Annotated in this window: 10 protein-coding genes; 4 read left to right on the top strand and 6 right to left on the bottom strand. The window is 71.6% G+C overall.

The window, feature by feature from the left end; all coding sequences use genetic code 11:
- The first annotated feature begins 51 nt into the window (after window positions 1–51).
- The 4 genes from WME95_RS29615 to WME95_RS29600 all read left to right on the top strand — a co-directional run bounded on the left by WME95_RS29615 (window position 52) and on the right by WME95_RS29600 (window position 4,909).
- Window positions 52–1,557: an NfeD family protein gene (locus tag WME95_RS29615; protein ID WP_437902700.1), complete on the top strand. Its 1,506-nt coding sequence runs from the start codon at window positions 52–54 to the stop codon at window positions 1,555–1,557.
- Entirely contained in the window at window positions 1,554–2,027 is a 474-nt protein-coding gene (locus WME95_RS29610) for an NfeD family protein (RefSeq protein WP_437542139.1), read from the top strand. The genes WME95_RS29615 and WME95_RS29610 overlap by 4 nt, the downstream gene beginning before the upstream one ends.
- Window positions 2,028–2,077: 50 nt before the next feature.
- Window positions 2,078–3,070: a flotillin-like protein FloA gene (gene floA / locus WME95_RS29605; protein WP_437542137.1), complete on the top strand. Its 993-nt coding sequence runs from the start codon at window positions 2,078–2,080 to the stop codon at window positions 3,068–3,070.
- 180 nt (window positions 3,071–3,250) lie between these two features.
- Entirely contained in the window at window positions 3,251–4,909 is a 1,659-nt protein-coding gene (locus WME95_RS29600; protein WP_437902699.1) for a hypothetical protein, read from the top strand.
- A gap of 247 nt (window positions 4,910–5,156) precedes the next feature.
- Here WME95_RS29600 and WME95_RS29595 read toward each other — a convergent pair whose 3' ends face one another.
- The 6 genes from WME95_RS29595 to WME95_RS29570 form a co-directional block, all read right to left on the bottom strand.
- Window positions 5,157–6,266, bottom strand: coding sequence for a fatty acid desaturase (locus tag WME95_RS29595; protein ID WP_437902698.1), 1,110 nt, complete (start codon window positions 6,264–6,266; stop codon window positions 5,157–5,159).
- 611 nt (window positions 6,267–6,877) lie between these two features.
- Entirely contained in the window at window positions 6,878–7,888 is a 1,011-nt protein-coding gene (locus WME95_RS29590) for an FAD-dependent oxidoreductase (RefSeq protein WP_437902697.1), read from the bottom strand.
- Between the two features lie 160 nt (window positions 7,889–8,048).
- A complete protein-coding gene (locus tag WME95_RS29585) occupies window positions 8,049–9,395 on the bottom strand; it encodes a formylglycine-generating enzyme family protein (protein WP_437902696.1) in 1,347 nt (448 codons plus the stop codon).
- A gap of 230 nt (window positions 9,396–9,625) precedes the next feature.
- Complete coding sequence (ilvD, locus tag WME95_RS29580) at window positions 9,626–11,542, bottom strand: dihydroxy-acid dehydratase (protein WP_437902695.1); 1,917 nt, start codon at window positions 11,540–11,542, stop codon at window positions 9,626–9,628.
- 206 nt (window positions 11,543–11,748) lie between these two features.
- Window positions 11,749–11,985, bottom strand: a complete 237-nt coding sequence (locus WME95_RS29575; RefSeq protein ID WP_437542125.1) for a hypothetical protein — start codon at window positions 11,983–11,985, stop codon at window positions 11,749–11,751.
- 100 nt (window positions 11,986–12,085) lie between these two features.
- Window positions 12,086–12,847, bottom strand: coding sequence for a class I SAM-dependent methyltransferase (locus WME95_RS29570; protein ID WP_437902694.1), 762 nt, complete (start codon window positions 12,845–12,847; stop codon window positions 12,086–12,088).
- Between the last annotated feature and the right edge of the window lie 455 nt (window positions 12,848–13,302).

Raw genomic sequence — 13,302 nt, 5'->3', positions numbered from 1 at the left:
AGGGAGCATGGCGCGCGGCGCGAGCCGAGCCGCCATAGCAGGGAGCGGGGCTTGACTGGTTTGTGGCGCCTGCTGGAACAGGCCGCGAGGTGGGCGCGGCGCGCGACCCCGCTCCTCGCGCTCCTCGCGACGATGGCGCTGTGCCTCCCCGCCCGCGGCGAGGCGGCGCCTGCCGCGGGCCCGGGCGGCGCGGCCGGGGCCCCCGCGCCGCCGGGCCCGCGGCCGCTCCCGCCGATCCCCGGCGCGGGCAAGGTCACCGTGGTCGCGATCTCCGGGACGATCGATCTCGGCCTCTCGCCCTTCCTGGAGCGCGTCGTCGCCGCCCAGGGGGAGGGCGACCTCCTCGTGCTCGACATCAGCACGCTCGGCGGCCGCATCGACGCCGCGCTCGCCATCCGGGACGCGCTGCTCCGGGCGCGCGTCCGCACGGTGTGCTGGGTCAACCCGCGCGCGATCTCGGCCGGAGCGCTCATCTCGCTCGCCTGCGATGTCATCGCGGTCGCCCCCGGCGCCACCCTCGGCGCGGCGACGCCCGTGCAGATCGGCGAGGGCGGCGAGATGAAGCCAGTCGCCGAGAAGGTCGTGTCCTACATGCGGAAGGAGATGCGCGCGACCGCGGAGGCCAAGGGGCGGCGCGGCGACATCGCCGAGGCCATGGTCGACGCCGACGTGGAGGTCCCCGGCCTCGACGAGAAGGGGAAGCTGCTCACGCTGGACGGCGCGCAGGCGCTCGCGTGGGGCGTCGCCGAGGTGCAGGCCGGCAGCGAGGCAGATCTCTTCGGCGCCCTTGGCCGCCCCCAGCCCGCGGAGATCATCCGCCCGCGCCCCAGCTTCGCCGAGGAGCTCGCGCGCTTCCTCTCGGATCCCACGCTCTCCGGGGTCCTCATGACCCTCGGGATGCTCGGTATCCTCCTCGAGCTCTATGCGCCGGGCCACGGCGTCCCGCTGGCCGTCGGGCTCTCCTGCCTCGCGCTGTTCTTCTTCGGGCACCACGTCGTGAAGCTCGCCGGCTGGGAGGAGCTCGCGCTCTTCGCCGTCGGCGCGATCCTCATCGCTGTGGAGATCTTGGTCCCGGGGCACATCGTCCCTGGGGTCGCGGGCGCCGCGTGCGTGGCGAGCGCCCTCCTCCTTTCGCTCCTCGATCTCGAGCGCGTGCCGGTCGACGTCGCCTGGCACGCCGGTTGGCTGCCGCGCGCCCTCGCCTCGGTGTGCGGCTCGCTCGCGGCGACGGCGGCGCTCGCCGTGGGCGGCGCTCGCATCGCGCCGAGGACGCGCTTCGGGCGGCGGTTCGTTCTGGACGCGGCGATCCGTGGCGTCGCCGTCGGAGGACCTCCCGAGGGCTCCGCGGCGCCCGCGTCGCTCGTGGACCGGCTCGGCACGGCCGCGACCGATCTGCGCCCCTCGGGCAAGGTCGCGCTCGACGGCCGCCGCCTGGAGGCGCTCTCGGAGCTCGGCTACGTCGAGGCCGGCGCCCGCGTGCGGGTGATCCGCGCGGAGGGGGGCCGGGTCGTCGTGAGGGCCGCGCGCGGCGTGGAAGAAGAGGAGCGCGGAGCGTGACGCCCGCGCTGCTCGTCGTCGCGCTGCTCGTGGTGGGGCTCGTGCTGCTCGCCATCGAGGTGCTGGTCATCCCCGGCGTCGGCCTCGTCGGGCTCCTCGGCGGCGCCGCCGTGCTCGGCGCGGTCGCGCTCGCATGGGCGGCCCTCGGGATCGGCTACGGCCTGCTCGCCCTGGGCGCCGGCGTCTGCGTGACGGGGCTCCTGTTCTGGGCTGTCCCGAGGACGCCGGTGGGCCGCAAGATGGTGCTGCTCGAGACCCAGCGGAGCGGGCGTGGCCCGGACGCGCGGCTCGCCGCGCTTGCCGGCAAGGAGGGCAGGGCGCTCACGCCGCTCCGCCCCGCCGGCACGGTCGAGATCGAGGATCGCGCGGTCGATGTCGTGACCGACGGCCTCTACGTGGAGGCTGGCACGCCTGTGCGGGTCGCGAGCGTGGAGGGGAATCGGGTCGTCGTCGAGCCGCGCGAGCCCTAGAGAGCGCGCGAGAGGCGGCCCTTCACGGACAGGGACGGGTGGAGAGGGATATGGAGATCATCTCGGTCATCGTGATCGGCGGGCTCGTGCTCGTCGCCATCGTCGCGACGCTGTACATGGTGCCGCTCCGGCTGTGGGTCGCCGCGCAGGCGTCGGGCGCCGGGGTCTCGATGCTCACGCTCATCGCGATGCGCCTGCGCCGGGTGCCGCCCGATCAGATCGTCAACGCGCGGATCAGCGCCGTGAAGGCGGGGCTCGAGGGGGTGTCCGTCGACATGCTCGAGGCCCACTACCTGGCCCGCGGCAGGGTGGAGGCGGTCGTCAACGCGCTCATCTCGGCCGGCAAGGCGGGGATGGAGCTCGATTTCTCGCGCGCGGCCGCGATCGATCTCGCCGGCCGCAACGTGCTCGAGGCGGTGGCGATGTCGGTGAACCCGCGCGTCATCGAGACCCCGAAGGTCTCGGCCGTGGCCAAGGACGGTATCCAGCTCCTCGCGATCGCGCGCGTGACCGTGCGCGCCAACATCGAGCGCCTCGTCGGCGGCGCGGGCGAGCAGACGGTGCTGGCCCGCGTCGGCGAGGGCGTCGTCTCGACCATCGGCTCGGCCGACGACTACAAACACGTCCTCGAGAACCCGGATACCATCTCGAAGAACGTGCTCAAGAAGGGCCTCGACGCGGGGACGGCGTTCGAGATCCTCTCCATCGACATCGCCGACGTCGACGTCGGCTCCAACATCGGCGCGAAGCTCCAGACGGAGCAGGCCGAGGCGGACAAGCAGGTCGCGCAGGCCAAGGCGGAGTCGCGCCGCGCGCTGGCGGTCGCCCAGGAGCAGGAGATGAAGGCCAAGACGCAGGAGATGCGGGCGAAGCTCGTCGAGGCGGAGTCGACGATCCCGCTCGCCGTCGCGGAGGCGCTCCGCACGGGCAAGCTCGGCGTCATGGACTACTACAACATGCGCAACGTCATCGCCGACACCGAGATGCGCCAGGGCATCGCCGGCACCACGGGGGGCAAGCCCGATCCCGCCGGGGAGTCGTGAGGTGCCGCCGCGCGACCCACCGAGCCCGCTCCTCGCGTGGCTCGGCCGCCGCGGCGCGCTCGTGCGGCGCTTCGTCCTGGCCGAGGTGCTCGGCCCGCCCCGGGCGCTATCGCCGCGCGCTGCGCGGCCGGAGAGCCGCGCGGCCGGAGGGCCGCCCCCCGACGACGCTGGACGGGCGCCATGCGTGACATCGACCTCGAGAAATACGTCGGCGCCATCCTCGGAGTGATCTGGGCGATCGTCAAGCTCGCGAGCCTGTACGGGAACCTGCAAGCCAGGCGCGCCGAGCGCGCCGCGCGTGCCGCCGCGCGGCCCGGCGGCGAGGACGCCCCGCGGAGCGAACCAGCGCTCGTCGACGTCGCGCCGGGGAGCGATACGGGGCTCGTCGATGTAGCGCCGCCGAGCGCTGCGCCGTGGGCGGGGATGCCGTTCGGCGCCCCGCGCGCGCCCGACGCCGACCGGCTGCGCGTGGTGCTCCTGCGGCTCGCCGAGCTCGAGCAGAGCGCCGCGGCGCTCGGCGAGGTGGTGCGTCACGAACGGGCGAACCGGCGCTTCACGGACGTGCTCCTCGGGTCCGTCCCGCACGAGATCGGGCGCCTGCGCGCCGCCGTCGACGCGGGCCTCGCGGCGCGCGAGGCGGAGGCTGCGGCGGACAGCATCGAGCTCGTCGTGGGCGAGATCGCGGTGCTCGTGCGGCAGCGCCGCGACCCGTCGCTCCTGCCCGATCTCGGCGACGCGGACGCCCTCGCCGACGCCTGCTACGCCCCCGTGATCGCGTTCGCGCGGGCGGAGGGGCTGCCGCTCCGGAGCGGAGCGCCGGCCACGCAGCTCACGGAGTTCGATCTCGCGATCTGGACGGGCTTCATCCCGACGTCGATCGCGCCCATCTTCCTCCCTGTCGACTTCTTCTCGACCCCGCTGCGCTGGCCGGCGCTCGCGCACGAGATAGGCCACGATTTCCTGGCCTCGGTCGACGGCCTCGAGCCGGCCCTGCGCCGCGAGCTCGGCCTGGGGGGCGAGCGGGTGCGCCCGCTCGCGCCGGACGGCGATCGCATCGGGGCTCCCGCGCTCAGGCGGGTGTTCGGCGTGTGGTTCGAGGAGATCTTCTGTGACGTCTTCGGCACGCTCATGTTCGGCCCCGCCTACGTGCTCACGATGAGCGAGCTGTTCTTCCAGGAAGACGAGCCGTATGCGTCCATCGCCGTCCAGACGGACGTGACCGGCGCGCGTTATGACGAGCACCCTCCGCCGCACCTGCGCGTGCTCATCGGGTGCATGGTCCTCGAGCGGGGCGGGCTCAACGAGGACGCGCGCGCCCTGCGGGAGGCGTGGGCGCGCCGCCACGCCGAGGTGAGCCTCGATGACCTGCTCTTGCCCGTGAGGGGCGCCTTTCGCCCCGTCTCGCTGGCGCCCTTCGCCGCCATGGCCGCGTGGATCGTGGAGCGCCTCTATGCCGGCCCGCTCACCGCCCTGTCCGGCTTCGGTCTGCAGGACATCAGCGGGCTCGACTACGGCCCGCACGAGCGCCAGGAGGCGTCGCGCGCGCGCGACGCGCTGCTCGCCGGCCGGGTCCCCGCCGTCCTCGACGCCCGGGCGCTCCTCGCGGGCGCTGTCCTGGCGGCGCATCAGGCGCCCGCGCAGTCGCTGTCGATCCTCATCAAGGCGCGCGCCGCGATCCCGGCGCTCGGCACGGCCGAGCGACGGCCCGACGCGTTCGGGTCGCGCCTCGACGCGTCCAGCGTCGCGCTGGACCGCCGAACCGTGGCGGAGGCGCTGCTCTTCCGGGAGGTCCTGCTGCCACCGCGAGCGCTCCGCACCCGCCGCCGCGCCCGCCTCTGAGCGGCGGTCACCCGCTTCGGATACGGGCCCACCTCGGCGTTTTCGGTGCTCAGCGCACCGGAGTGCGCTTGCGCGCCGAAAACGCCGATCTGGGCCCGTCTCCTGTGCGGGAGACCGCCGCTCTGCTGGGGCTCTGCTCTGGAGACCGCCGCTCTGCTGGGGCTCTGCTCTGGAGACCGCCGCTCTGCTGGGGCTCTGCTCTGGATGGTGCAGAGGGGGGCGGAAACCGCCGTGGGGCGGGGCGCGGTCAGATGGCGTCGAGCTCGGCCGCGCCCTGCGTGGGGTGAACCGTCTGGATCGTGGGCGCCCGCGGCGCGGCGAGGCTGCCCGCCGTGATCAGGGGCAACGGCGCCCGCGGCGGGGGGATGCTCTCCGAGCGGAGCTTCAGGAGCTCCTCGCGCTGGTGCTTCCACACGGTCCGGTAGCGGAAGAACGGCACGGCCGGGTAGAGGTGGTGGATCAGGTGATACGTCTGCCCGAAGAGCAGCACGTTGAACAGCGCGCTGTCGACCGCGCGCGTCGCGCTGTACCGGTTCTGCGTCGCCGTGATCTCGTGGGGGAAGTGAGGCAGGTAGTCGAAGGCGAACGCGAGGAAGAAGATCGCCAGCCGCGCCGGCAAGATCCAGTAGAGGAGCGCGAGCTGGCCAACGCCGAGCCCGAAGGCCAGCACCACGAGCGCGAGCATGGCCGCGAGCGACGCGACCGTCTCGATCCGCTCCGCGCGCTTCTGCGCGTGGTAGGAGCGCAAAAATAGATAGTAGTAGTGGAGATCCTGTGTCGCCCAGCGGAGCGGCAGGAGATACCACGGGCCGCGCCCACTCCAGTAGTCGGGATCCCGGTCCGCCTCGTTCGTGTGTTTGTGATGCTCGAGGTGGAAGTGACGCACCGCCAGGAACGGCGCCACGAGCAGCAGCCCGGACAGCCGCCCGATCACGCCGTTCAGCAGCGCGGAGCGCGCCAGCGACCGATGCGAGGCCTCGTGCATCGGCGTGAAGGCGGCATACGCGGCGACCGCCGCTGCGAGCACCGCCGGAACGGTCGACACCCAGCCCGCGATGCCCGCGGTGACGGCCGTCGCCCAGAGGGCGCACGACCCCGCGAAGAGCGCCACCGTCGGCCACTCGATCGTCCGGGTCTGCAGCAAACCGCTGTCGAGCGGGAGGACGCTCCAGAGGGCCGGCCGCCCGGAAGGTCTCCCCGACGGCCTGCCCGAGGGCCGGCCTGACGGCCTGCCCGAGGGCCGCCCCGACGGCCTGCCCGAGGGGCGGCTCGGGCACTTCTCGTCGTTGTTCCTCGTGAAATTCCAGACGGCTGGCCGCCCCGATGGACGACTGAGTCGATTCTCGTCGTTGTTCATGGCGCTCAAAACTCCCGGGGGAAGCTTCGGATCTTCACGTTGGTGACAGCGAACGGTGGACACCGGATCAAGCGCAAACGAACGTTCGACCGCTCGGGACCGCGTTCCAGGGATGGCACCGACAGGTCGTCAGGGGTTAGCGACCTCCAGGGCGAGGTCGTCCACGGCCATTCCCTCGGATGAACAGAGGAGCGCCATGGGCGGTCCCACTGCGAGAGAAGGCGGGAGACGCTCGCAGACGAGCACGAATTCAATCTAGCAGCCTAGCAACAGGAGCACAACGGGACTTTCGGAGCGTTGCGTTGGGCTTTCTGGTTGGCTGGATTCCAGAAGCAGCGTCGTTTGTTTCGGTTTGCGACGGTTGCGTCGGTTACGACGCTTACGACGGTTGAGACCGTTGCGACCGTTGCGACGGTTGCGTCGGTTTACGATGACGTCGTCCGCCTGCATCTGCTTGCGTCGGCTCGTAGCGGCGTTCGCGGCGGCGTTGCGTTGCGTTGGCGCCGCTGCCGTTGTCCGAGGAACAGGCCCGGAGCGCCGCGCTGACGCTGACGCTGACGCTGACGCTGACAACATGGCACGCGTCAAAACAGTGCGCTCGGCACATTCCGCTAGACATGGCCGTGTGTCGATGCGCTGCCGTCCCGCAGCATTGCGCTCACCTCGTGGGCACAACCCCATGCCAGCGTGTATCCCGAACCGCCGTGGCCGTAGTTGTGGATCACACGGCCTTCACGCTCGACCCGCACGGTGCTCCGATAAGGGCGCAGCCCGGCGCGTGAACCGAGCAAGCGGCCCGGCTTGAGCCCGGCCGCGCGCACCCGCTGGAGCATTGCGTCAGCAAGCTCGGGATCAGGCGTCAAAGGGCGATCATCGGGCGACGGGATGAAACAACCGCCAATCACGATCTCGCGACGCCTTGGGATGACATAAACGAGCGCCGATTCGTCCCTTTCATCACCCAGTGCGACATCTGGGGGGATCTCGCCTGGTTCGACGATCGCCACCTGGCCGTAGACGCCGATGAGCTCGCCGTCGCCGGTGAGCGCGCGCGCTCCGAGCCCGGTGCAATTCACGATGCAGTCGCCCTCGACCTCGGCGAGCGATCGCACGTTCTCGGTGCGCACTGGACAGTCGAGCTGCGCCTCCAGCCAGGGCAGGTGCAACGATGGCTCGATGCGCGGCGCCGTGAATCGCAGGCTGTACGGCGCGCCGAGCGGGTGGGGTCCAGGCTCGATCGCGAGGTCCGGGGCGCTCGGAGCCCACCACGGCGGGCGCGTGTCGTCCGCCGCCTCGCGCGCGGTCAGGAGATCCACGCCCGCCTCCGGGTGTTCGTTCGCGATGCGCGTGAGTTCATCGAGGCTCCTCGAGGACCACGCGTTGACCCGCTCGGGCGGGTTCGCCAGGAAGGGATGCCACAGCGCCGCCGCGACCGCGGACGTCGTTCGCTCGCCGCGCGCCGCTGCGATCACCTGCACCCGGTGGCCGTCGCGCTGGAGGACGACCGCCGTGGTCAACCCGATCACCCCTGCGCCCACGACGGTGATCTGCTGCCCTTGAGCCTGGCCCCGCGATGACGCCACGATCGCGCGCTCTAGCACGCCGCGCCTCGGCGTCGACATCGCACACCACGCCCGGCGTCGAATCCGGTCTCATGGACGTCCAGCGACGTTCAGCGACGTCCCGCGACGTCCCGCTGTGTCCCGCGACGTCCCGCTGTGTCCCGCGACGCCCCGTGATGTCCCGCGACGTCCGATCCACAGCGGTTTCCGCCCACCTCAGCTACATGCCGCGTGCGCAGCGGGCGCCGATGTTGTTGACGCGGTCGATGGGATAACTGAAGTCGCGGTTGCCTGCGCGCACGTCCGTCGCCGGCGCGCGGTAGCTCCCGCCGCGGGTGACCCGCGTCGCGTCGCGATCGCCGTCCACGCGATGCACGCAGTCGATGCACGGCGTGGGGAGCGCATCCCGCCACCAGTCCATCGTCCACTCCCAGAGATTCCCGGCCAGATCCGAGTGCCCCCATCGCCCGTCGCCGCGCGGCTTCGACCCGACCGGCAGGATGTCGCTCAGCGCGCAAGCCCCCGCGGCGCTTCCATCCCCGGTGCAGTTGTAGGAGGCGCGATCGCCGTCGATCCCGGAGCCCCAGGGGTAAGGTCGATGCTCGTCGCCACCGGCAGCCGCATAGTTCCACTCCGCCTCGGAGGGCAGGCGGCCGCCGTCCCACGCGCAGAACGCGAACGCCTCGAACCAGGTGATGCAATTGATCGGCAGCTCCTCGTTCGACCCGGGGGCGTCGGTCCACGTCCAGAGGCGATCGCCGTTGCACTGCAGCGCCGCCCGGAGCCCCGCGGTGTTCGGCGCGAGCCGCGAGTTCCACCCCGCGATCCACCCGCTGCCGCTGACGTGGGGGTGCCGGCCAGCCCCGATGGCCGGCGGGCTCTCCTGCACGCCCTGCCCGGCATCCACGAAGGCCCGGAATCGCCCGACCGTGATCTCGTACTTGTCCAGGCGGAAGTCGCTGACGGCCGCGGGGAACGCGTCGTCCGTGCTCGGTGTCCCGTCGTAGCCCCTCAGGAAGGTGCCACAGGGGACCATCCTGTTGCCGCAGCAGCTCGCGTCGCCCGGCCCGCAGCTGTCCCCGGCGCCCGGCCTGCCCCCCGCGCAGCTCGGAGGCATGACCATCACGTCCGTCGATCCGCACGTGTTCGGGCAACCCGGCTCCCCGCACTCGCACTGCATGCCGCCCGCGCACGTCACGCAGTCCCCGGTTCCATCACACTCCGCGCTGCCGTCTGCCCCGCAGGGGGTCCGCGCCGGCCTCGGCCGCTCCGCACACTCACCCTCGCCGCACACCGCTTCCATGCAGGCGCTCTGCGCTGGCGGGCAGTCCTCCACCGGGTCGACGCAGCCATCCGTCGCACCGCCGCTGCTGCTGCTGCTGCTGGCGCCGCTGCTGCTGCTGGCGCCGCTGCTGGTTGTCGCGTCACTGCTGCTGGTGGTGGCGCTGCTGGTGCCGCCTGCCCCGCTTCCACCGCTCCCCACGTCGTGGTCACCGGTGAAATCACGCACCTTCGGGCTGCAACCCGAGACGAGAGAGGTGGCCACGATGAGCGCCAATTTTCTCATGTACGGCATCATACGCGACCGGGTGCACCCCCGTCGTGGTGGATGCCGTACCGGCCCGCAGCGTTGCTGCGCCCGGCCTGCGCCGGGCGCAGCAACGCGCCGGGTGGCCGGGGCGGTGGCCACCCGTTCCAGCGACGGCGGCCGCCGCGCTCCGTGCGCTGTGGCCTCGTCCGCGCCTCGTTCGCGCCTCGCCTGCGCGGCTCGGCGGCTGGATGGCGGCTGGAGCTCCGTTACTTGCGCTGCGCGGGGGCGGTCGCGGTCGCGCCGTCCCCGGCGCGCCGGCTCGGCTCGATCTGGCCGACGTCGCGGACAGCGCCGTTGGCGGCGCTCGTGGCCATCAGCGCGTAAGCCCGCAGGGCAGGGGAGACCTTCCGGTCGCGGTTCGGCCTGAACGCATCGGCGCCGCGCGCCTCGGCGGCGCGGCGGCGGCGATCGAGCTCCGCCTCGCTGACGAGGACATCGATCGTCCGGGCGGGGATGTCGATCCGGATGCGGTCGCCCTCCTCGATGAGCCCGATGGTCCCGCCTTCGGCCGCCTCGGGCGAGACGTGCCCGATGCTCAGGCCCGACGTCCCGCCGCTGAACCGGCCGTCGGTGATGAGGGCGCACGCCTTCCCGAGGCCCTTCCCCTTCAGGAACGACGTCGGATAGAGCATCTCCTGCATGCCGGGGCCGCCCTTCGGCCCCTCGTAGACGATCACGACCACGTCGCCCGAGCGGATCTGGTTGTCCCAGATCGCGTCGCACGCCGCCTCCTGCGAGTGGAACACCCGCGCGGGCCCCTCGAACTTCCAGATCTCGGGATCGACGCCGGCGGTCTTCACGATGCAGCCGTCCACCGCGATGTTGCCGTAGAGCACGGCGAGCCCGCCTTCGCGGCTGTACGCGTTGTCGACGTCGCGGATGCAGCCCTTCTGGGCGTCATCGTCGGTGTCGGCGAAGTACTTGTCTTGCGAGAACGCGACCGTGGTCGGCACGCCGCCCGGCGCGGCGAGCGAGCGCTTCTTCGCTGCAGCCGTCGCCGTGGGGCGGCGGATGTCGTTCTCGTCGATGGCCTCGCCCAGCGTGCCCGCGTGGACCGTGCCCACCTGCCGGTGGATGAGCCCCGCGCGGTCGAGCTCGCCGAGGATCGTCAGCACGCCGCCCGCGCGGTGCACGTCCTCGACGTGGTGATGCGACGACGGCGCGACCTTGCAGATGTTGGGCACCTTGCGCGACATCCGGTCGATGTCCGCCATCTTGAAGTCCACCTGCGCCTCGCGGGCGACCGCCAGGATGTGGAGCACCGTGTTCGTCGAGCCGCCCATCGCGATGTCGAGCGCCATCGCGTTCTCGAACGCCTCGAACGTCGCGATGCTCCGCGGCAGCACCGAGGCGTCGCCGTCGACGTAGTGCCGCTGCGCGAGCGCGACGACGCGCTTCGCCGCCGCCTCGAAGAGATCCCAGCGCGCCGCGTGCGTCGCCAGCAGCGTGCCGTTGCCGGGCAGCGCGAGGCCGAGCGCCTCGTTGAGGCAGTTCATGCTGTTGGCCGTGAACATGCCGGAGCACGAGCCGCAGGTCGGGCACGCGGACCGCTCCATCGCGGCGAGATCCGCGTCGGTCACCTTGTCGTCGCTCGCGGCGATCATCGGATCGATGAGGTCGAGCTTCCGGATGAGCGGCTTGCCGTCGCGGTCGTGGGTCCCGACGAGCTTGCCCGCCTCCATCGGGCCGCCCGACACGAAGACGGTCGGGATGTTGAGCCGCATGGCGGCGAGGAGCATGCCGGGCGTGATCTTGTCGCAGTTCGAGATGCACAAGAGCGCGTCGGCGCAGTGCGCGTTCACCATGTACTCGACGCTGTCGGCGATGAGCTCCCGGCTCGGCAGCGAGTACAGCATGCCGGCGTGGCCCATCGCGATGCCGTCGTCGATGGCGATGGTGTTGAACTCGACGCCCCACCCGCCCGCGGCGTCGATGACCTTCTTCGCCCGCTGCCCGACGTCGTGGAGGTGGACGTGCCCCGGAACGAACTGCGTGAAGCTGTTGGCGATGGCGACGATCGGCTTCTCGAAGTCCGCGTCCTTCATGCCGGTGGCGCGCCACAACGCGCGCGCCCCTGCCATGTTGCGCCCCTGGGTGGATGTACGACTGCGGTATCCGGCCATGCCGGGAACCTACTCCGTTCCGGCCTTCGCGCCTAGCCGGCAGGCGAGGCGGGCGCCTGGGTACCGCCGCGCCCGCTGCGTCCACCGCCGCGCGCTGCGTCCACGGGCGGAGACGTCGTTCGAGCGGCCAAGGCGGCGCGCAGAAGGTCTCTCGGGGCATGGGCCGCGACTCCGGGCGTCACCGCAGCCCGGGGCCGGCCCTTCGATCATCGGCCTCGCGGCTTGGACCACCGATCCACGGCGACCATCGCGGCGCCCAGCCCGTCGATGTAGCTGCCGTGCCGGAACGTCGCGCGCTTGAGCGCCACGACCAGGGTCGCCAGGAGCTGGCGCGCCTCGTCTCGTTCTCGCCGCAGGTCCTGGACCTCATCCCGCGACGGCCGGTTGACGACCGCAGCTTGCCCGGCGTCGTTCGTGCCTGTCTGACTCGCTCTCTCGGACATGGGTCACATCCTCCCATATCAAGTTAGCGCCGCGTCGCCCGCGCCATCAACCTCCATAGGAGGTATTTGAATCGGTGTTCGTATCCCGGCCCACGTCAGCTCAGGAGCGCGCGGCGATCGTGACGAGCGTGACGAGGCCGCGCGCGATCTCGCGATGGATGACGCGGAGTCCTGCCGCGTCGAGCCTGTCGCAGACCCAGTCGGGGGAGAGGCGCAGCTTGCGATAGAAGCTCGCTGACAGCGTCCACCGGCCGTCCTCTCGGCCGCGCGTGTGAACGAGGTCGTGCACCTTGACGGTCTCGGGTTCGTACTCGAGGAAACAGGTCATGATCACATCCGCGGAGTCGTGGACTGGGATGAACCGGTCGACGCCTTCGAGCTCGCGGGTGAGGTCGCGGAACGTGAGCGCGAGGTGGCCGCCGGGCGCGAGTCTCCGGGCGCAGCCGGCGAACATCCGCTCCACGTCCGACTTGCTGCCGAGGTGGGGGAGCGTGTCGCCCATGCACACGGCGAGCGCGCAGGGGGTGTCCGAGCGCTCCAGCGCGTCAAGGAGATCCCCTCTCACGATCTCGACGGCGAGCGCCCCGCGGCGCGCCTCGAGCTCGGCGAGCAGCCTGTCCGAGGTGTCCACGGCCGTCACCCTGAACCCGAGCTGCGCCAGCGCGATGGACTGAAAGCCGGAGCCGCACCCGAGGTCGATGGCCTCGGGAGAGCCGCCGGACATACCGCCGGACGAGCCCGCGCGCAGGCCGAGGCGCTCGAACAGCGCCCGCTGCTCGGCGACCTTGGCGTCATGATCCCCGAACATCCTTGAATAGTGCTCGGCGAGGAGCTTGTCGTAGTGATCGGCGACCGTGGGCATGGGCTCTGTTCCTCCGCGGCCATCCTACAGCGGCAGGGCCCGCCGGCGCATGCCTGCGCCGGCACGCATGGACAGATCGGCGCATGCCTGCGCCGGCACGCATGGACAGACCGCCGCATGCCTGCGCCGGCACGCGTCACACACGCACGCACGCGGGCGCACCAGAATCGACTGCGTCCGAAAATTTCTGCTCTGCTTTGACGAAGACATGATATCTTGGTTGAAACGCGACTCTTACTCCGACATCGATTTTCGGGTCGGCGGTGTTGGATGGCACCGGGAAGGTTCCCGGAGCGAGGTTGGAGAGGGAGAGATCGCGTCGCTGTGCGCAGCTGGTTTCGTCGGACGGGTGAGAATGAGGTACGGCGGGCTTGGACCGAGCCAGCCTGTCGCTCGCGTGGGTGTTTCGCTCTTCGAGAGCGCGCCTCGCGAAGCGCGCTGATGGACCTGTCGGA

The sequence above is a fragment of the Sorangium sp. So ce327 genome (genome assembly GCF_051530205.1).
GTDB lineage: Bacteria > Myxococcota_A > Polyangia > Polyangiales > Polyangiaceae > Sorangium > Sorangium cellulosum_B.
This window is presented reverse-complemented; position numbering and strand designations above follow the sequence as displayed.